This window comes from Streptomyces sp. NPDC056296 (assembly GCF_042268605.1).
In the GTDB taxonomy this organism is placed as follows: domain Bacteria; phylum Actinomycetota; class Actinomycetes; order Streptomycetales; family Streptomycetaceae; genus Streptomyces.
The window spans coordinates 19,104-38,128 of the sequence record NZ_JBHJRX010000028.1 but is presented as its reverse complement, the minus strand read 5'-3'; the positions used below and the strand labels follow the sequence as shown (position 1 = coordinate 38,128).

The following is a 19,025-nucleotide window of genomic DNA, read 5'->3' as shown; positions in this document are numbered from 1 at the left end:
GGGGACGCCGCGCCGATTCCGGCCACCGGACTACGACCGGGGTCGGGACTGATCAGCGCGGCTCGCTAAGCAGAAGGCGTACGGCACGCATGGCGTCAGGGTACCGCAGTCGTCGAGCGGGCCGCGACGGGCATACGGCCTTCCGGCCACCCGCCCCGCACCTCCCCACCGCACCTCCCCACCGCGCCTCCCGCACTACGCTCACGGTCCGTAAAGCTGAACCAAGGTCAAAGGTTACTTCGCGTAACGACCGCTAAGGGACATCAGCACGAACGCATTGTCGTTTGATAACAACGCAATAACTCAAACCTCGTACCCACGGGTATGGCGCCACTTAGAGTGCGGCACCGGGACCGCTACCCCGAACCGCTCCGGAGTTGCCCCATGAACCCCTCAAACCCTCCCTCGATCCACCCCCGCAGCAACAGCTCGCCCTCTCCCCTCGCGTCCGCGACACGGGGAGGTCTGCCGTGGTGACGAACGACAGCACGGCGGACGACACCTTCGCGGAGTTCCTCAACTTCGGTGCCGGCGTCCTCTCGCTCGTCCTCCTCAGCTGCTCGGTGATCTGGGGACTCGTCGCCCAGGACCGGATCGTCCTCGACACCCGCCAGCGCATCCTGGCCCAGGCGGTGCACCGGCTGACCGCGGTCGCCGCGGTCGTGTTCCTGCTGGTGCACATCGGGGTCAAGCTGGCCCTGGACCACACCACCTGGGTGGCCGCGGTGGTCCCGTTCGGGCTCCTGGCCACGGACGACGAGTCGTTCGGCGGCCGGAGCGTCCTCATCGGCTTCGGCACCCTGGCCAGCATGCTCATGATCTTCGTGGGCGTCACCGGCGCCCTGCGCAACCGCTTCGCGTCCGCGTCCCCCGTGGCGTCCCGCTGGCGGGCCATGCACATGCTGGCCTACCCGGCGTGGTGTCTGGCCCTGCTGCACGGGCTCTACGCGGGTCGCGCGGCGAAGCCGGTCTTCCTGATCCTGTACGGCCTGTCCGTGCTCGGCGTCATGGCGGCCCTGGCGCTGCGCGCGGCGCCCCGCCCGGTCAAGCGCAGGGTCGCCGACAAGATCGCCGGGTTCCTCGGGACCGGGGAGCGGATGGCCCGCGAGGAGCTGGAGGAGAGCCGGACCCGCACGAGGGCGACGTCCGCGCTGCCGGGCTACGAGAGCGCCGGGGCGTCGCCACCGCGCGCGGCGTCCCCGTCCGCGCCCCTGTACGAGCCCGCGGAGCGCCTGACGCCCCCGGAGCCCGCGGGCGGCTTCGCGGCGGCCTACCGTGCCGTGTCCGGCTCCTCCGGTGCGCGCCGGAGGCCGCTGACGGCCGAGGCGACCGCGTCCACCCAACTGCCGCCGGACATGCGTCCCACCGAGGCGATGCCCCTCGTGGACGGCGGCGGCAGCACCTCGGGCAGCTGGCCCATCCCGTCGCCGCCACCGGTCGGCGAGGCACCCCCGTCGGCCTACGACCCGCTCAACGACACCGGACACACCATCCCGGTCTATGGCAATACGGACGCGTCGGGCTACGGCTCGAGTGACGTGTACGACACCAATGAGACGAACACCGTCTACGACACGTACTACCCCAACGACACGTACAACAGCGGTCCCGCCACTGAAACAACCCCCGGTGCGTCCCCCGGCTCGTCGCCCTACGACGCGTCCTACGACTTCGACGCACCGGGTTCGGGCGAACCTTGGAACACGCCTTCCGGAGGCTTTTAAGTGAACGAGGCCCTGCCCGACGTCCCCGAAGTCCGCGTGGTCGGTCTTCCCCAGCTCACGTCGGGCTTCGACCTTGTCGAGCGCCTGGATCTGCCGATGCACCTCAAGGTGCACGGTCCGCTCGAACCGTTGGGCGGTGAGCAGCTCGCGCAGCTCTCCGAACGCATCGGCCTGAAGGGCCGCGGCGGCGCGGGCTTCCCCTTCCACAAGAAGCTGCGCTCGGTCGCCGAAGCGGCGATCAAGCGCGGCGTACGGCCGGTCGTGGTCGTCAACGGCAGCGAGGACGAGCCGGCCTGCCGCAAGGACACGGTGCTCATCAACCGCGCCCCGCACCTGATCCTGGACGGCGCGCTGCTGTGCGCCGAGGCCATGGGCGCCCGCACGCTCGTCATCGGGGTCACCCGTGAGTCCACACAGCGCTCCATGGAGGCCGCCCTCGCCGAACGCGGACTGAGCAACGGACGCCGCTCCGCCCTCCGCGCGCGCGTGCAGCGCAATCCGGTCCGTATGGTCACCGGCGCGGCGGCCTCGCTGGTCCGCTCCATCGACGGCGGCCCGGCGATCCCGCCCGGCCGCAAGGTCAGCGCGTCCAGGAGCGGCGTCGGCGGCGCGCCGACCCTGCTGTCCAACGCCGAGACGTTCGCCCAACTGGCGATCGCCGCCCGCATCGGCCCGGAGCGCTACGGCAACACCGGCCTGTACGACGAGCCGGGCACCGTCATGCTCACCGTCTCCGGCGCGGTGGCCCGCCCCATGGTCATCGAGGTGCCGACGGGCGTGCCGCTGCGCTACGTCCTCCAGCTCGCCGGCGCCCCGCCGGTGCCGCAGGGCGTGCTGACCGGCGGCTACCACGGCAAGTGGATCGACGCGGCGGCGGTCGACGAGGCGATCATCTCCCGCAACTCCCTGCAGCAGGTGGGCGGCTCGCTGGGCGCGGGCGCGATCCTGCCGATCAGTCAGGACACCTGCCCGCTGGGCGAGTCGCTGCGGGTGGCGCAGTGGCTGGCGGAGGAGAGCGCGGGCCAGTGCGGCCCCTGCTACCTGGGCCTGCCGGCCGCCGCGCGCGGGCTGGAGGACATCCTGAACGGCGGCGGCCCGGCCGCCCTGGAGGCCGTCAAGCAGGTCGCGCGGAACGTGAAGCGGCGCGGCGCCTGCTCGCACCCGGACGGCTCGGCGATGTTCCTGGAGTCGACCGTCAAGGCGTTCACGGACGACCTCGCCGCCCATGTCCTCGGCAACGGCTGCGGACGGCCCGTGGAGGGCGTGCTGCCGCTCCTGGAGGGTGGCGGGACCCCTACGGGCATCCCGGGCGGCGGGGAGGAGAACGGGCCCAGCCGCCAGAAGATCTACGTCGACTGGACGCTGTGCCGGGGCCACGGCCTGTGCGCGGACATCCTCCCGGAGGTCTTCCAGCTCGGCGCCGACGGCTTCCCGACCGTCGCGCAGGCCGACGTACCGCGCTTCGCGGAGGCCAAGGCGGTCCGCGCGGTGCGCCGCTGTCCGGCGCTCGCCCTGCGCATCGAGGAGGACACCCGCGGCCAGGCCCCGTCCTCGCGCACCAACCTGCCGGTGCTGTCCCAGGGGCGCGGCCGCCGCGCGCTCGGCCGCTGAGCACACGGCCGCCGAGCGATCGGCCGCCGAGCACGAGGAAACCCCCGGATCGATGATCCGGGGGTTTCCGTGTTCCTGTGGAGCTAAGGAGAATTGAACTCCTGACCTCCTGCATGCCATGCAGGCGCTCTACCAACTGAGCTATAGCCCCTTGCTGTCTGCCGCCCGGTTTCCCCGGCGGCGACGCCAACATTACACGGTCGACCGGGCACAACACCAAATCGTTTCCAGTTTGCCCATTTTGCCCCTTGCGTAAGCTGTCAGGCCGTGACGAACGAATAGAACCGCTTGAGCGTGCAGTGCTCCTCAAGGAGCCGGCCGTAGATCGGCTCGCCCTCGAGTTCGCGGTACGTCTCGATCGGGTCGCCCTTTATGATCAGCGCCCGCGCGCACTCCTCGCACCAGTACTGGTAGTCCGGATTGACCGGCTCCATGTCCCGCACGATCGGGGTGCCGCTGCCGCACCAGTCGCACTTTCGCCTGTGTGCACCCATCGATCAGCTCCAGCTGTGGCCGCAGGCCGTGCACACGTACGAGATTCCGCCGTTGTCGCCGAGGACTTGGGCCACGTGCCCGGAACCGCAGGAAGGGCAGCTGAGACGGGTGACCGTGTTCCGTGTCACCGCTCCGCCGAGGAGGTGACCGACCTCCTCGAGGATGCTCGCAGGCATCGCCACTCCCTCCCGTCGGGTCGCGGTCCCCTTCCGGCCGTTTGATTCTGCCACGACCGGGCCAATACGGTCAGCGACGCCTCAGTACCAGTCCGGACACGGAGTCCCACAGGGGTATACGCCTGTGGGACGCCTGTTGCTCAAGCGGGCGGATGCGAAAAATCCCGCCCCCCGAGGGGGACGGGATTCGTCCGTGGGCTGTGGAGCTAAGGAGAATTGAACTCCTGACCTCCTGCATGCCATGCAGGCGCTCTACCAACTGAGCTATAGCCCCTGGTGCCACGCGGCCGAGCCGCATGGTCTTTCGCTCCGCTCGGCGGGGCGAACAAGAAGAACTTTAGCCTGCGACCTGCCGGAAAGTGAAATCCGGGGACCGAGCCCGAAGGCCGCGCCTCAGTCGTCGTCGCCGAGCACCGGTTCCGGCAGCGTGCCGGCGTTGTGCTCCAGCAGACGCCAGCCGCGGGCGCCTTCGCCCAGGACGGACCAGCAGCAGTTGGTGAGGCCGCCGAGGCTCTCCCAGCTGTGCGGTTCCAGCCCGAGCAGCCGGCCGATGGTGGTGCGGATCGTGCCGCCGTGGCTGACCACGACGAGGGTGCCGTCCTCGGCGAGCTTCTCGGCGTGCCGGAGCACCACGGGGGCGGCGCGGTCGGCCACCTCGGTCTCCAGCTCGCCGCCGCCGCGGCGGACCGGTTCACCGCGCTTCCACGCGGCGTACTCCTCGCCGTGCCGGGCGATGATCTCGTCGTGGGTCAGCCCCTGCCAGACCCCCGCGTAGGTCTCGCGCAGGCCCTCCTCCAGGGTCACGTCGAGGCCGGTGAGCGCGGCCAGCTCGGCGGCCGTGTTCGCGGCGCGCGCCAGGTCGGAGGCGACGATGGCGTCGGGCCGCAGGTGCACCAGCAGCTGGGCGGCGCGGCGGGCCTGGGCGACGCCGGTCCCGGTCAGCTCGACGTCCGTGGTGCCCTGGAAGCGGCGCTCCACGTTCCACGAGGTCTGGCCGTGCCGCCAGAGGATGACCCGCCGGCCGCGGCCGGGCTGCCCGGCCGTCACCTCGCCGGTGGCGCTCATCGCCAGTCCCCGTCGGTCTCCGTCGCCTCCTCGGCGGCCCGGAGCCTGGCGTGCTCCTCCGCCTTGCCGCGGGTCTCCTTGGCGTCGGCGGGCAGCTCCAGCTCGGGGCAGTCCTTCCACAGCCGCTCCAGGGCGTAGAAGACGCGCTCCTCGCTGTGCTGGACGTGGACGACGATGTCGACGTAGTCGAGCAGGACCCAGCGGGCCTCGCGGTCGCCCTCGCGGCGTACCGGCTTGGCGCCGAGTTCCTTGCTGAGCCGTTCCTCGATCTCGTCGACGATCGACTTGACCTGGCGGTCGTTGGGGGCGGAGGCCAGCAGGAAGGCGTCCGTGATCGACAGCACGTCGCTGACGTCGTAGGCGATGATGTCGTGGGCGAGCTTGTCGGCCGCCGCCTGCGCGGCGGTGTTGATGAGTTCGATGGAACGGTCGGTCGCGGTCACTGCCTGGCTTTCGGGTCGGCGGTCGGTTGACCTCAAGGGTCTCACGACCGCCGACGGCGGCCCACGTGATAATCACCCGCCCGCCAGGAGGCCGGTCTCCAGGGAACCGGTCGTATCTCCAGGAGACCGGTCGTATCTCCAGGAGACCGGTCGTATCTCCAGGAGACCGGTCGTATCTCCAGGAGGCCGGTTCGTATCTCTAGGAGGCCGGTTCGTAGTCCTGGCCGAGCACCACCGAGACTCTCGCGTTCGCGGAGACCTTGCCCTGGGTGACGGAGCCGGTGGGCAGGCCCAGGGTCTTGGCGACCTGGACGGCGTTCTCCTTGTCGGCGGCCTCGGCGTAGACGACCTTCGACGTCGCCTCGGTGCCGGACGCGGTGCCGCCCTCCAGGAAGGTGAAGCCGCCGTTGAGGAGGACGACGCGGGCCTTGCCGGTGCGGTCCTCGACGCCAGTGGCGTTGCGGACGGAGACGCTGACGGCCGCGTCCTTGTCGGGGCTCTTGGCGGTGCCGCCGAGGACCTCCTTGACCATGCTGTCACCGGCCTCGGCGCTGAGCCTGCCGTCGTCCTGCACGGGCAGCAGCGCGGTCTTGAAGTCGCCGCCCTTGGCGCGGTCCGAGAGACCGGCGAGGAAGGTGCCGAGGTCCTTCTCGGTCAGCGGCGGGTCGAGGATCAGCCCGAGGGTCTGGACGGTGGTCGTCGCGCCCGCGGGGTCCGAGGACAGCTTGCGCAGTACTCCCTGCATGACCTGCCCGAAACGCTGCAGCTGGGCGCCCGCCTCCTCGCCGGAGCCGCGGTGGGTGGCGTAGGCGACGGCCATCTTGCCGCTGAGGGTCTGGCCCTCGCCCTTGCGTACGAGGGGTGCGGCGCCCTTGTCCTTGGCCTCCGGGTCGGGGACGTCGGCGTCGGTGTCCACCTCGATGTTGCCGACCAGGTCGACGAGGATCTGGAGGTAGGGCGTGTCCAGGCGCCAGGTGCCCTCGATGTCGGTGCCGAGGGCCGAGTCGAGCGCGGTCCGGGTGGCGTCGGGGCCGGCGTCGTCGACGGACTTGGCGAGCGTGGTGGTGCTGCCGTCGTCGCCGGTCAGGGAGAGGGAGTTGGGCACCAGCACGGCGGTGCCCTGCTTGGTGGTGGTGTTGTCGACCAGCAGCGCGGTGGAGGTGCCGCCGCCCTTGGTGTCGTGCAGGTGGACGGCGATCACGTCGCGCTTCTGGGCGCCCGCCGCCGTCGTGCCGCCCGCCCTGTCGTCCGAGGAGGACAGCCCGGGCAGCTTTCCGGCGTACCAGAGGTAGCCGACGCCGCCGACCGCGACCAGCGCCAGGACGACCACCAGGGCGACGACACGCGCGCGTGCACGCCGCCGGGCCTCCTCGCGGCGCTCGGTGCGGTTCTCCGTGAACTTCATCCAGTCGATGACGTCCTCGGAGTCGTCGGCGGGCTCCTCGACGAAGGCGAACTGCTCGGTGCGGTAGTCCCGGTCGGGTTCCGGCGTCTCTACGGGAGCTTCCGGTTCCCCTGGCGGGCCCGCCTGCTGCGGGATGTGGGCGGTCTGCTCGGCGACCCGGGGCTGCCGGCCGCTGGTGGCCGCCTGTCCGTACGGGTCGTACGAGGGCTGCGGTTGCGTGCCGGAGGCGTAGCCGTCGTAGGCGTCGTAGCCGGGTGCGGGCGGCTGCCGGCCGGTGTCGTAGCCGGCCTGGGAGCCGGTCTGGGAGCCGTAGCCGTCATAGGTCTCGTACGGCTGCGGAGCGGGCTGCTGTCCGCCCGTGGCGTACGGGTCGTAGCCATAGCCCTGCTGCCCGTACTGCTGACCCTGCTGCGCGTACGGGTCGTATGCCTGCTGCCCGCCGGGCTGGGCCGGGGCCCGGCCCTGGGCCTGGCGGTACACCGGCCGGCCGTACTCGTCGTAGCCCACGAGTTCGTACTGGTCGCCGCCGTCGCCGCCGTACCCCGCGTCGTATCCGTCGTTCACCGGTGCCCCTCTCGGCTCACTCGCCGCGGTACAGCTGGCGCTTGTCGATATAGCGCACGACCCCGTCCGGCACCAGATACCAGACGGGATCGCCCTTGGCGACTCTCGCACGGCAGTCCGTGGAGGAGATGGCGAGGGCGGGGACCTCGACGAGCGAGACGCCGCCCTTGGGGAGTCCGGCGTCCGTCAGCGTGTGGCCGGGCCGGGTGACGCCGATGAAGTGCGCCAGGGAGAACAGTTCCTCGCTGTCGCGCCAGGTGAGGATCTGGGCGAGGGCGTCGGCGCCGGTGATGAAGAACAGGTCGGCGTCCGGGTTGAGCTCGCTCAGGTCGCGCAGGGTGTCCACGGTGTAGGTGGGACCGCCGCGGTCGATGTCGATGCGGCTCACGGAGAACTGCGGGTTCTCGACGGTCGCCACGACCGTCATCAGATAGCGGTCCTCGGCCGCGGAGACCGTGCGGTGGCTCTTCTGCCACGGCTGCCCGGTGGGCACGAACACCACTTCGTCCAGGTGGAACTGCGCGGCGACCTCACTGGCCGCCACGAGGTGCCCGTGGTGGATCGGGTCGAAGGTGCCGCCCATGACGCCGAGACGGCGCTTGCCCGACGACGGCCCGTTGCCCCGGCCGGTGGCGCGGGCGGGCACCGCGCGGTTCTGCGTGCCACGCACCGGCGCGTGCGCCGTGTCGTGCGCCGGACCGGTAGGCATGTCCTGCTCTCCCATGCGTGCAGACCCTACCGGCCCGGCCCGAGGGCTCCTGCCGGGCCCACGACCCCCGCGCTCAGCGGTCGCGGTTGAACCGGGTGGTGATCCACAGCAGGAGCATCAGGATGACGAACGCGCCGATGCCGGTGACGTAGGGGCTGAGGCTCTCGTGGTTGCCGCTGTGCTCCTCGCCGCCCTCGGAGGCGAGGGTGACAAACTGGGCAGCGGTGCTGTGGAAGCTCATCTTCGGCAGGACCTATCCGGTGTGGGCGGGATAAAGACGTCCGCTCATCGTATGCGGGCGCCTCACGGGCGATCACGCCGACTCCGCCGTTGGTGACCGGCGATGACCGGTCGGAGGGGTCCGGGGAACCTTCGGATCTTCTCAGTCGTCCTTCCGCTTGTACCCCCGCAGCAGGAACCACGCGGTCAGCACACAGCCCACCACCATCACGATCAGCACGACCCGGAGCAGATTCCCCGCCCCTTGCTGCTCGGCCGCCGTCGCCGCGGTGGCGAGCCAGTCGGTGTGGGGGGTGTGCGCCATGACGTGGACTCCTTCGTTGCACTGCCCGTCCACGGTATCTCCGCCTAGGCTGGGCTCGGCTTCGGGGGCGCAAAGGGCCGCACAAGGGTTCACAAAGGGCCAGACACACGCACAGGCCACACACACGCACATGGGGGAAGACATGTCCGAAGGCCACCAGCACAACGGGCACGAGAACGTGCCGAGCAGGCAGCGCAGGCGCTTCCCCGGAATCTCCTCACGTGCGTACGAGCATCCGGCCGACCGTTCCGCCCTGGTGGCGCTGCGCAGGCTGAGCGGCTTCGACACGGTCTTCAAGGCGCTGAGCGGCCTGTTGCCCGAGCGGAGTCTGAGGCTGCTGTTCCTTTCCGACTCGGTGCGGGTCTCGGACCGGCAGTTCGCCCATCTGAACGTGATGCTGCGCGACGCCTGCTACATCCTGGACCTGGAGAAGGTCCCCCCGATGTACGTCAACCAGGACCCCACCCCGAACGCGATGTGCATCGGCCTGGACGAGCCGATCATCGTCGTCACCACGGGCCTCGTCGAGCTGCTGGACGAGGAGGAGATGCGGGCGGTCGTCGGGCACGAGGTCGGGCACGCGCTGTCCGGACACTCGGTCTACCGGACGATCCTGCTCTTCCTCACGTCCCTCGCGGTCCGGGTCGCCTGGATCCCGCTGGGCAACCTCGCGATCATGGCGATCGTGACGGCGCTGCGCGAGTGGTTCCGCAAGTCGGAGCTGTCCGCGGACCGCGCGGGTCTGCTGGTCGGCCAGGACCTGCAGGCCTCCATGCGGGGCCTGATGAAGATCGCGGGCGGCAACCACCTGCACGAGATGAACGTGGACGCCTTCCTGGAGCAGGCCGACGAGTACGAGGCCGGGGGCGACCTGCGCGACTCCGTGCTGAAGATCCTCAACGTGCTGCCCCGCTCCCACCCCTTCACGACGGTGCGGGCCGCCGAGCTGAAGAAGTGGGCCGCGTCCCGGGACTACCAGCGGATCATGGACGGTCACTACCCGCGGCGCGACGAGGACAAGGACACCTCGGTCCGGGACTCCTTCCGCGAGTCGGCGTCCAGCTACGCCACGCATGTGCGCGGCTCCAAGGACCCCCTGATGAAGCTGGTCAACGACATCGCGGGCGGCGCGGGTGACCTCGGCGACCGGATGCGGCGGGGCTTCGGCGGCTTCACGGCCTCCCAGCCGAGGCCGCCCAAGGACGCGGACGGGACCGAGGGGCCCGGCGAGGCCGACGGACCGGCCGGCGACGCCGACGGACCGGAGGGTTCCGGCGGCCCGGGCGCTCCGGACGACCGCCCGCCGCGCGACGGCGCCTGAGCCTCCGGCCGGACGGGCAGGCGGCGCCCCCGCTGCTCAGGGCGGTGTCCCCGCCCGTCACACCCTCGGCCCGCCCGTCACACCCTCGGCCCCGCCCGTCACACCTTTGGCTGGGCGTCGGTCGCGAGGGTGCCGCACAGGGCCGTGGCGTTGTCCGTGGTGTACGGGTCGGTGCCGGCGGGGGCGCCGGTCCCGGCCGTCCGGCCCGCGAGCAGCGGGCGGAAGTGGTTCGCCGATTCCTCGGCGCAGGAGAGCGGCCCGGCCTGGACGTAGGCGGCGACGAGCTGCGTCTGGTGCAGCCGCAGGTCGTCCCGGTCGAAGCGGAAGTGCAGCTCGCGCCGGACGGTGAACAGCGACGCCTCCGCCCCCTCGTCGCCGGCGGACCGCAGCGGGTACACCATGGTGTGGTCGGCGGTGACCTCCAGCGTGGACGCGTCGCTCTCCACGGCCCGCAGGCTGCCGTTCACCCTGATCTCGTCGTCGGCCAGCTCGGCACGGGCCGGGTCGAAGCGCACCAGCCATCCGGTGGGCGCGTGCCGGCCGTCCGCGACGGGCTTCTCGAAGCTCTTGTCGAACTGGTCGAGCTGGTCCGGGTCCAGCAGCACCCGCACCGAGCGGACCTCGCCGCCGCCGAGCACGTCCGGGTCGAGCGCCGAGCGGACGATGTAGTTCTTGGCGGTGGTCAGCGCGTTCAGCACCTGGTCGTCCGAGAAGTGCGCGGTGCGCCGGGCCCCCGGCAGCGGGACGCCCTCGGCCGCGGTCCGGAAGTGCGCCGCGGGACTGTGTTCGTACAGGTGCACGGCGTCGTCGGCGCCGGGCACCCTGCCCTCGGGGGCGAGCGGGACGACGGTCATCCGCACCGGCTCCGCGGCCCGCTGCGCGTCGGGGCTCTGGTACGGGTGCCGTACGCCCATGTAGATGGCGGTGCCGAAGGCTACGGCGATCAGCACGACGAGGACCAGCGCCTGACGGGACAGTCCGGCCCGGCGCAACGGCGGGCGGCGGCGTACGGCGGGCGCGTGGTCGGTCAGGCGCTCCTGGGCGGAGAACTCCTGGAGGCGGGCAGCGCGGACGAACGACTCGTCGAAGACGACGGATCGGTACTCTTCCTCGCCGCCTCCGGGGGCGCCCTCGGGCGTTCCTCCGGGCGGATCGCCAAGCCCTGCCATACCTTCAGGGTAGGTCTGCGGAAGGTCGCGTAAACGCGCCGTCGCAGGTCAAGTTGGGCCAGGTTCCCGGCGGCAGGACGGCAGGTCAGGGGCTGCGCGGAATGACCGGGACGGCGGGCTGGGAGTAGTCGGCGGAGGCCGAGGGGGTCACGGTGCCGCCCTGCTCGGGGCCGGTCGAGGCGGGTGGCGGCACCGGCCGCGTGCCGCCGCCCGAGGACGCGCCCCGGTAGACGGCCACGAAGGCCAGCGCGACCATGCCGACGCCCATCACCAGGGCGAGCGCCCAGGCGACGGGCCGGTGCCAGCGGACCTGCTTGCCGTACGCCGCGGGAGCGCCGTACGGGCGGTCGAGGGGGTCGCGGTCGTCGTCCGGGTCGTCGAGGTCGGGATCATGGCCGAAATCGCCGTACCCGTCGTCGAAGCGCTCGGCTCTTCCGCGGCCGCGGCGGGCCGCTTCCGCCTCGGTGGCCTCGGCTCTGGCCTGGGCGGCGGCCAGGAGGCGTTCGACGGCAGTCGGCTCGTGCACCGCGGCCGCCTGCACGAAGGCCTCGTCGAAGACCACGGAGGCGAACTCTTCGTCCGACACCCCGCGGTCGTGGTCGTCGTCGGGCTCCCAGCCGTCAGGGAACGGCCTACCCCCCACGTCCTCCGGCACGGGTCCAGAGTAGACCTGGTGGGTCGTTTTGGGCAGACGGCGGGGAAATTCATCCGGTGGGCGAGATGCCCCGATCGGTTCATGGGCGCGGCCGGGGGCGCGTGCCGTTCACATATGCCCCCGGCGTGCACCGCGGCGCGCGGACCGCCCGTCGACGCGCGACCCGCACGTCAGCGCCGTACGTGCCCGTCAGCGCCGTACGTGCCCGTCAGCGCCGTCGTGCCCGTCAGCGCCGTACGTGCCCGTCAGCGCCGTACGTGCCCGTCAGCGCCGTACGTGCCCGTCACCGGTGACGATGTACTTGGTGCTGGTCAGCTCCGGCAGCCCCATCGGGCCGCGGGCGTGCAGCTTCTGCGTGGAGATGCCGATCTCGGCGCCGAAACCGAACTGACCGCCGTCGGTGAAACGGGTGGACGTGTTCACCGCCACCGTCGTGGAGTCGACCAGCTGGGTGAAGCGGCGGGCGGCCTGCTGCGAGGTCGTCACGATGGCCTCGGTGTGGCCGGAGGTCCACAGCCGGATGTGCTCGACGGCCTTGTCGAGCGAGTCGACGACCGCCGCGGCGATGTCGTACGACAGGTACTCCGTCTCCCAGTCCTCCGGCGTGGCCTCGACGGCCGTCACCTTGGAGTCCTCGACGTACGCCATCACCCGCTCGTCGGCGTGCACGGTGACCCCGGCCTCCGCGAGGGCGTCCAGCGCGCGGGGCAGGAAGTCGGCGGCGATGTCCTGGTGGACCAGGAGGGTCTCGGCGGCGTTGCAGACGCTCACGCGCTGTGCCTTGGAGTTGATCAGGATGTCGACGGCCATGTCGAGGTCGGCCTGCGCGTCGACGTAGACGTGGCAGTTGCCGGTGCCGGTCTCGATGACGGGGACGGTGGACTCCTGGACGACCGTGTTGATCAGCGAGGCGCCACCGCGCGGGATGAGCACGTCGACCAGGCCGCGGGCCCGCATCAGCTCGCGCACGCTCTCACGGCTCTCGCCGGGCACCAGCTGCACGGCGTCGGCGGGCAGCCCGGCCCCGCCCACGGCGTCGCGGACGACCCGGACGAGGGCGGTGTTGGACTGGTAGGCGGAGGAGGAGCCACGCAGGAGCACCGCGTTGCCGGACTTCAGGCACAGGGCCGCGGCGTCGACGGTGACGTTGGGCCGGCCCTCGTAGATGATGCCGACCACGCCGAGCGGCACGCGGACCTGGCGCAGGTCGATGCCGTTGGGGAGGGTGTTGCCGCGCACGACCTCGCCGACCGGGTCGGGCAGGGCGACGACGCCGCGCACGTCGGAGGCGATGGCACGGACCCGCTCCGGGGTCAGCGTCAGCCGGTCGACGATGGCCTCGCTGGTCCCGGCGGCGCGGGCCTTGGCCACGTCCTGGGCGTTGGCCTCGACGATCTCGCTGGTACGGACCTCCAGCGCGTCCGCTACGGCGAGCAGCGCGTCGTCCTTCGCGGCCCGCGGCAGCGGCGCGAGGTCGGCCGCGGCGGACTTGGCCCGGTAGGCGGCCCGGGCGACCGGGGACATCGAGTCGTACGGCGAGAGCGTGGTCATGGGGGAAGCGTAGTAGGCGGCGCGGCGCCCTCCACCGGTCGTCCCAAACCCCGAGACACGGCCCGGACGGCAACAAAGGGGGCCAACTGCGGACCAAAAGGTGACTAGAAGGGGTGGACTCCGACCGGCGTCGCCGGGGCCGGTCCGTACCCGGCGGCGATGCGCTGGTGGTAGGTCGCCCGGTCGATGACCTCCAGGCCGACGATCTCCCAGGGCGGCAGTCCCGCCGTCTGCCGGTGCTCGCCCCACAGGCGCAGGGCGACGGCGGCGGCGTCGTGCAGGTCGCGGGCCTCCTCCCAGTACCGGATCTCCGCGTGGTCGTCGGCGTACCGGCTGGTCAGCAGGAAGGGGTGGTCGTGGGCGAGCTGCTCCAGGGCGCGTCGGACCTCGGTGAGCGGGGCCCGGGCGCCGGAGACGCTGAGGGTGACGTGCCACAGGCGGGGGGTGTGCTCGGGCTCCTCGCCCCGGAACCGGTCGCCGGCCGCGACGCTGGTCAGGGCGCGCTCCTCGCCGGCCGCGCGGGACGCGTTGCGGGTGCCGCTGCCGGGGCGGCCGCGGGACGCCGCCGTTCCAGGGCGCACTCCGCTCACGACGGCCTCCTTCACGCACACGGCTCGGCCCGGTGGTCGGCCGGGCTTGTCCCTGAGGAAAGTTGAGCAGGCCGTACAAGATCGCGGGGCGGTTTTGCGGAACGTCCACCGCCGATTCGGGGACGTTTCGACCCATTACGGGTGCAGGATCACCAGATCGTCCCTGTGTACGACCTCGCGTTCGTACGCCGGTCCGAGTTCACGCGCCAGTTCCCGGGTGGAGCGGCCGAGCAGCCGGGGAAGCTCCTTGGCGTCGAAGCTGACGAGCCCCCGGGCCACCGCGCGCCCCGCGCCGTCCCGCAACTCGACCGGATCACCCGCGGCGAACTCGCCCTCGACGCCGGCGATCCCGGCCGGCAGCAGCGACTTGCGGCCCTCGACGACCGCGCGCACCGCACCCTCGTCGAGGACGAGCGCCCCCTGCGGGGTGGAGGCGTGCTGGAGCCACAGCAGCCGGTCGCCGGAGCGCTTTCCGGTGGTATGAAAGTAGGTGCCGGTGTCCTTGCCGGCCAGGGCGTCGGCCGCGTGGACCGCGCTGGTCAGCACCACGGAGATGCCGGCGGCGGCGGCGATCCGGGCCGCCTCGACCTTGGTGACCATGCCGCCGGTGCCGACGCCGGCCTTGCCCGCGCTGCCCATGTCGACGCCCGCGAGGTCGGCGGCCTCCCGCACCTCCGCCAGCCGCGAGGTGCCCGGCCTGCTCGGGTCGCCGTCGTACACGCCGTCCACGTCGGACAGCAGCACCAGCAGGTCGGCGCGGACCAGGTGGGCGACGAGGGCGGCGAGCCGGTCGTTGTCGCCGAAGCGGATCTCGTCGGTGGCGACGGTGTCGTTCTCGTTGACGATGGGGAACGCGCCCATCGCCAGCAGCTTGTCGAGGGTGCGGGAGGCGTTGCGGTGGTGGGCGCGGCGGCTCATGTCGTCGCTGGTCAGCAGCACCTGGCCGACGCGGACGCCGTAGCGGGCGAAGGACGCGGTGTAGCGGGCGACCAGCAGGCCCTGGCCGACGCTGGCGGCGGCCTGCTGGCGGGCCAGGTCCCTGGGGCGGCGGCGCAGGCCCAGCGGGGCGAGCCCGGCGGCGATGGCGCCGGAGGAGACGAGGACGACCTCCTTGTCCGCGCCCCGCACCTTGGCCAGGACGTCGACGAGCGCGTCGACCCGGTCGGCGTCCAGGCCGCCCGCCGCGGTGGTCAGCGAGGAGGAACCGACCTTGACGACGATCCTGCGGGCCTCGCCCACGGCCTGCCTTGCCCCAGCCACTGTTGCCGCCCGCCCTCTCCCGTCGACGCGCGCCGATCCGGGCGCTCGCCAGGCAATCTACGCGAACGGGGCCACCTCCCGCGCCGCGGTCCAGGCTGCGGACGGGGCTGCGGCGCGGGACCGCGTCAAGGGGGTCGTCAACACGCGCGTGTCGTCCGGAGGTCGGCCGCCGTTAACCCGGATGTCCGATGCGCGACGAGCAAGCCTGGAGCGACCGCAGTGCCCCTATCCCTGCCCCGCCGCAGTCTTCCCCGCCGCCCTGCCCCCCGCCGGGGCCCCGTCCGGTTCACCTTCCCGCGTCTCCGCCGGCTCGCGCTCCCCCGCCCGCGGACCGCCGTGAAGCTGCTCGTCCTCGGTGTGCTGGCGGCCGCCTTCGCCGCGCAGGCCGTGGGGGCGCTGCTGCCGCACGTGCCGCTGCTGCTGGCGGCGACCGCCGGTTCGCTGGCCGCCGAGGCGGTGCTGTACCGCTGGCAGCGGGGCATGGTGTCGCTGTTCGCCAAGTCGCACGCCGACGTCACGGTGCGGCACGTACTGCGCGACCTCCTGCTCGTGGTGGGCCTGCTGCGGCTCGGCGAGCAGCACCGGGAGACGGTGTACGCCCCCCTCGTCGCCGGGCTGCTCGCCTTCTACGGGCTGCACTGGGCGATCCAGGCGGTGTCCGTCCTGGTCCGCCGCACCCGGACGCTGCCCGTGGTGACCCGGAACATCGACGCCTCGGCGCTGCGGCTGACCCCCGCGCCTCCGCTGCTGCTGCGCCGCCCCGGGCACCGGCTGGCGGCGTTCGGGCTGCCGGCGACGGCCGGGCTGCTGGCGACGGCGGCCACCGACGCGCCGGTGTACGGCGCGGCGGGCCTCGCGCTGTCCCTGTCGGTGGCGCTGGGCGGCCTCGGCGCGCTGCTCCTGCGGCTGCTGCCGGGGCGCCGGCCGGCGGGCGAGCAGGAGGTGCTCGACTGGTTCGAGGCGTGGCTCGCGGAGTACCGGCCCACCGTCGGCCTGTACTTCTCGGGCGGGGCGTCCTCGGCCTACCAGGCCAACATGTGGCTGGAACCCCTCGCGCGGCTGGAGGGGCGGCCGGTGATCGTGCTGCGGGAGCGGTTCATGGTGCAGCGGATCGCGGCGACCGACATCCCCGTCGTGTGCCTGCCGAAGGTGTCCACGCTGATGCGCCTGGAGCACTCCACGCTCCGCGTCCTCCTGCACCCCTCCAACTCCGGGAAGACCTCGCAGGTCCTGCGCATCCCCACGATCAAGCACGCCTTCGTCAACCACGGGGAGAGCGACAAGCTGTCCTCGTGCAACCCGTACGCGAAGGCGTACGACGAGGTGTGGGTGGCCGGCCCTGCGGCGCGCGAGCGGTACGCGCTGGCGGAGGTCGGCGTCGAGGACAAGGACGTGGTGGAGATCGGCCGCCCGCAGCTGGACGCCGTACGGCCGTACGCGGGGCCGCCCGCCCCGGGGGCGTTCACGACCGTCCTGTACGCGCCGACGTGGGAGGGCTGGGACGGCAACCCCGGCAACACGTCGGTGATCGAGGCCGGCGAGAACCTCGTACGGACGCTGCTCGCGGACCCGGGGGTGCGGCTGCTGTACAAGCCGCATCCGCTGACGGGGTCGGTGGATCCGCGGGCCGGGGCCGCCGATCTGCGGATCCGGGAGCTGGTACGGGCGGCGAACCGGGAGCGGAGCGGGCCCCGGCCGGGGACGTCGGCGGCCGGTGAGCTGGTACGGCGGACGGCGGAGCTGGACCGGCTCACCGCCGCCGGTTTCCGGTCGGGCGCCGACCAGGCGGAGCGGATGCTGCGTCGGTCCGCGCCGGAGCCCGGACGGGCCGGGGAGGTGACGCGGGCGACGGCCGCCTGGGAGGAGGCGTACTGGGCCTCGCTGCCGGAGTGGGAGCACCGGGTCGTCACGGACGCCCGGCCTCCGCTGTACGCCTGCTTCAACCGGGCCGACCTGCTGATCAGTGACGTGTCGAGCGTGATCAGCGACTTCCTGGCGAGCGGCAAGCCGTACGCGGTGGCCAACACCAGCGGGCTGGCCGAGGACGGGTTCCGCAAGTCGTTCCCGACGGTGGCGGCGGCGACCGTGCTGACGCCGGACGCGGCCGGGGTGCCGGAACTGCTGGACGCGGTCCGGCACCCGGAACGCGACGAACTGGCCGAGGCCCGGGCCGCGTTGGCCCTGCGCCTGCTGGGCCCGGCCGAGCCGCCCTCCCAGGAACGCTTCGCCGGGGCGGTGGGGGCGCTGTGCGCGGCGGCGGGGCACCACCGGACGCGGAGGGCGGAGCGCCTCGCCACGGAACTCGCGCTCCCCGGACCACGACAGCAGCCTGCGCCGCTGTCCGCCGGCAGTGGCGGCGGGCCCCGCGCCGGGGCCTGATCCGCAGGGGCTGATCCGGCGTGATCCGCCGGATCAGGCTCCTGGAGGGGCGAGGCGCGGGCACCCGTAGGAGCCGTCCGCCCGCCTGCGCCGGAAGGGATACGCAGGGCGCGCCTCGCACCCTGCCCAGTTCACCGTCCGACGGACGTCAGCCGTGGTGGTGGCGCCAGCCCTGCCAGGCGGAGTCGATCATGTCGTCCAGGTCGTGGCGTGCCGACCAGCCGAGTTCCTCGTGGGCTCGGTCGGCGGAGGCGACGACGCGGGCCGGGTCGCCGGGGCGGCGCTCGGTCACGTGCGGGGCGACGTCCTGCCTGCCGGTGGCCTTGAGCACGCGGTCCACCATCTCCCGGACCGAACTGCCCTCACCGCGCCCGATGTTGAGGACGAGCGACGTGCCCTCGGGGGCGTCCGTCAGGCGCCGGGCCGCCGCGAGGTGGGCGGAGGCGACGTCCTTCACGTGGATGTAGTCCCGTACACAGGTGCCGTCCGGCGTCGCATAGTCGTCGCCGAAGACGCGCGGGGCGTCGCCCGCCTCCAGGCGCTCGAAGACCATGGGGATGAGGTTGAAGACGCCGGAGTCGGCCAGCTCGGGAGCGGCCGCACCTGCGACGTTGAAGTAGCGCAGGGACGCGGCGCGGATGCCGTGGGCCCGGGCGGCGGCGTTGATCAGCCACTCGCCGATCAGCTTGGTCTCGCCGTAGGGGCTCATCGGCAGGCAGGGGGTGTCCTCCGTGACGAGGTCCACATCGGGCATGCCGTAGACGGCGGCGGAGGAGGAGAAGACGAGGCGGCCGACGCCGGTCGACGTCATGGCCTCCAGGAGGGTCGCCAGGCCCGTCACGTTCTCCCGGTAGTAGTGGAGCGGCAGCTCCACCGACTCCCCGACCTGTTTCTTGGCCGCGATGTGCACCACCCCTGTCACAGCATGGTCACGAATCGCGTCCTCAAGCGCCGTCCGGTCCAGCACGCTGCCGACGACCAGCGGCACCCCGTCGGGCACGCGGTCGGTGCTGCCGGTGGACAGGTCGTCGTACACGACCACGCGTTCACCGCCGTCGGCCAGGGCGCGCACCACATGCGCTCCGATGTACCCGGCTCCGCCCGTGACCAGCCAGCTCATCCTCATGCCTCCCAGGTGTTCGTCATTGGGTGCAGACTCGTCCGTGCGCCACCGAAAATCGAGTCGGGCACATGGGGATGAAAGTCGACAGACGTACACATAGAGGACAGGGGGGCCGAATGTGAGGAAGTTCTCCAGCCACTTCGGAGTGACCCTTCCGGCGGCCACGTACGGGACGTTTCCCGCTGCGGCGGAGCACAGGCCGTCCGACTACCGTGCCCGCGGAAACTTCGCGTGAATCCTT

The 19,025-nt window shown here is 72.2% G+C and carries 18 protein-coding genes and 2 tRNA genes; 4 read left to right on the top strand and 16 right to left on the bottom strand.

The window, feature by feature from the left end:
- The first annotated feature begins 470 nt into the window (after positions 1-470).
- Together ACFCZF_RS21355 and ACFCZF_RS21350 are read left to right on the top strand one after the other, a co-directional pair.
- Positions 471-1,724, top strand: a complete 1,254-nt coding sequence (locus ACFCZF_RS21355) for a cytochrome b/b6 domain-containing protein (RefSeq protein WP_376672981.1) — start codon at positions 471-473, stop codon at positions 1,722-1,724.
- On the top strand, positions 1,725-3,335 hold the full coding sequence (locus ACFCZF_RS21350; RefSeq protein ID WP_376672980.1) for an NADH-ubiquinone oxidoreductase-F iron-sulfur binding region domain-containing protein: 1,611 nt from the start codon (positions 1,725-1,727) through the stop codon (positions 3,333-3,335).
- Positions 3,336-3,413: 78 nt separating this feature from the next.
- Here ACFCZF_RS21350 and ACFCZF_RS21345 read toward each other — a convergent pair.
- From ACFCZF_RS21345 to ACFCZF_RS21300, 10 genes are all read right to left on the bottom strand, one after another.
- Positions 3,414-3,486, bottom strand: a tRNA-Ala gene (locus tag ACFCZF_RS21345).
- 109 nt (positions 3,487-3,595) lie between these two features.
- Positions 3,596-3,829 carry a hypothetical protein gene (locus ACFCZF_RS21340; protein ID WP_003976229.1) on the bottom strand — a complete coding sequence of 78 codons (234 nt, stop codon included), beginning with the start codon at positions 3,827-3,829 and terminating at the stop codon, positions 3,596-3,598.
- Between the two features lie 3 nt (positions 3,830-3,832).
- A complete protein-coding gene (locus ACFCZF_RS21335) occupies positions 3,833-4,006 on the bottom strand; it encodes a hypothetical protein (RefSeq protein WP_107095222.1) in 174 nt (57 codons plus the stop codon).
- A gap of 201 nt (positions 4,007-4,207) precedes the next feature.
- Positions 4,208-4,280, bottom strand: a tRNA-Ala gene (locus ACFCZF_RS21330).
- A gap of 119 nt (positions 4,281-4,399) precedes the next feature.
- The gene (locus ACFCZF_RS21325; RefSeq protein ID WP_375915197.1) at positions 4,400-5,071 is read right to left on the bottom strand and encodes a histidine phosphatase family protein; all 672 of its coding nucleotides are present in this window, start codon (positions 5,069-5,071) and stop codon (positions 4,400-4,402) included.
- On the bottom strand, positions 5,068-5,514 hold the full coding sequence (rsfS, locus tag ACFCZF_RS21320) for a ribosome silencing factor (protein ID WP_121746980.1): 447 nt from the start codon (positions 5,512-5,514) through the stop codon (positions 5,068-5,070). Before rsfS ends, ACFCZF_RS21325 begins: the two co-directional genes overlap by 4 nt.
- A 199-nt stretch (positions 5,515-5,713) precedes the next feature.
- Positions 5,714-7,483, bottom strand: coding sequence for a LytR C-terminal domain-containing protein (locus tag ACFCZF_RS21315; RefSeq protein WP_376672979.1), 1,770 nt, complete (start codon positions 7,481-7,483; stop codon positions 5,714-5,716).
- 16 nt (positions 7,484-7,499) lie between these two features.
- Entirely contained in the window at positions 7,500-8,207 is a 708-nt protein-coding gene (gene nadD / locus ACFCZF_RS21310) for a nicotinate-nucleotide adenylyltransferase (RefSeq protein WP_375915193.1), read from the bottom strand.
- A gap of 58 nt (positions 8,208-8,265) precedes the next feature.
- Positions 8,266-8,433 carry a hypothetical protein gene (locus ACFCZF_RS21305; protein WP_121746983.1) on the bottom strand — a complete coding sequence of 56 codons (168 nt, stop codon included), beginning with the start codon at positions 8,431-8,433 and terminating at the stop codon, positions 8,266-8,268.
- 141 nt (positions 8,434-8,574) lie between these two features.
- On the bottom strand, positions 8,575-8,736 hold the full coding sequence (locus tag ACFCZF_RS21300; RefSeq protein WP_167355229.1) for a hypothetical protein: 162 nt from the start codon (positions 8,734-8,736) through the stop codon (positions 8,575-8,577).
- A gap of 142 nt (positions 8,737-8,878) precedes the next feature.
- Between ACFCZF_RS21300 and ACFCZF_RS21295 the strand changes: the two genes are divergently transcribed.
- On the top strand, positions 8,879-10,057 hold the full coding sequence (locus ACFCZF_RS21295) for a M48 family metalloprotease (protein ID WP_376672978.1): 1,179 nt from the start codon (positions 8,879-8,881) through the stop codon (positions 10,055-10,057).
- 98 nt (positions 10,058-10,155) lie between these two features.
- Here ACFCZF_RS21295 and ACFCZF_RS21290 read toward each other — a convergent pair whose 3' ends face one another.
- The 5 genes from ACFCZF_RS21290 to proB all read right to left on the bottom strand — a co-directional run bounded on the left by ACFCZF_RS21290 (position 10,156) and on the right by proB (position 15,282).
- On the bottom strand, positions 10,156-11,226 hold the full coding sequence (locus tag ACFCZF_RS21290) for a hypothetical protein (RefSeq protein ID WP_376672977.1): 1,071 nt from the start codon (positions 11,224-11,226) through the stop codon (positions 10,156-10,158).
- 85 nt (positions 11,227-11,311) lie between these two features.
- Positions 11,312-11,881, bottom strand: a complete 570-nt coding sequence (locus ACFCZF_RS21285; RefSeq protein ID WP_375915185.1) for a hypothetical protein — start codon at positions 11,879-11,881, stop codon at positions 11,312-11,314.
- Between the two features lie 264 nt (positions 11,882-12,145).
- Positions 12,146-13,432, bottom strand: coding sequence for a glutamate-5-semialdehyde dehydrogenase (locus tag ACFCZF_RS21280; protein WP_376672976.1), 1,287 nt, complete (start codon positions 13,430-13,432; stop codon positions 12,146-12,148).
- A gap of 104 nt (positions 13,433-13,536) precedes the next feature.
- Positions 13,537-14,013, bottom strand: a complete 477-nt coding sequence (locus tag ACFCZF_RS21275; protein WP_376673032.1) for a hypothetical protein — start codon at positions 14,011-14,013, stop codon at positions 13,537-13,539.
- Positions 14,014-14,157: 144 nt separating this feature from the next.
- Positions 14,158-15,282, bottom strand: a complete 1,125-nt coding sequence (gene proB, locus ACFCZF_RS21270; protein WP_375915179.1) for a glutamate 5-kinase — start codon at positions 15,280-15,282, stop codon at positions 14,158-14,160.
- 336 nt (positions 15,283-15,618) lie between these two features.
- Between proB and ACFCZF_RS21265 the strand changes: the two genes are divergently transcribed.
- Positions 15,619-17,661, top strand: a complete 2,043-nt coding sequence (locus ACFCZF_RS21265; RefSeq protein WP_376672975.1) for a hypothetical protein — start codon at positions 15,619-15,621, stop codon at positions 17,659-17,661.
- Between the two features lie 148 nt (positions 17,662-17,809).
- Here ACFCZF_RS21265 and galE read toward each other — a convergent pair whose 3' ends face one another.
- Positions 17,810-18,781: a UDP-glucose 4-epimerase GalE gene (gene galE / locus ACFCZF_RS21260; RefSeq protein ID WP_376672974.1), complete on the bottom strand. Its 972-nt coding sequence runs from the start codon at positions 18,779-18,781 to the stop codon at positions 17,810-17,812.
- Positions 18,782-19,025: the final 244 nt, after the last annotated feature.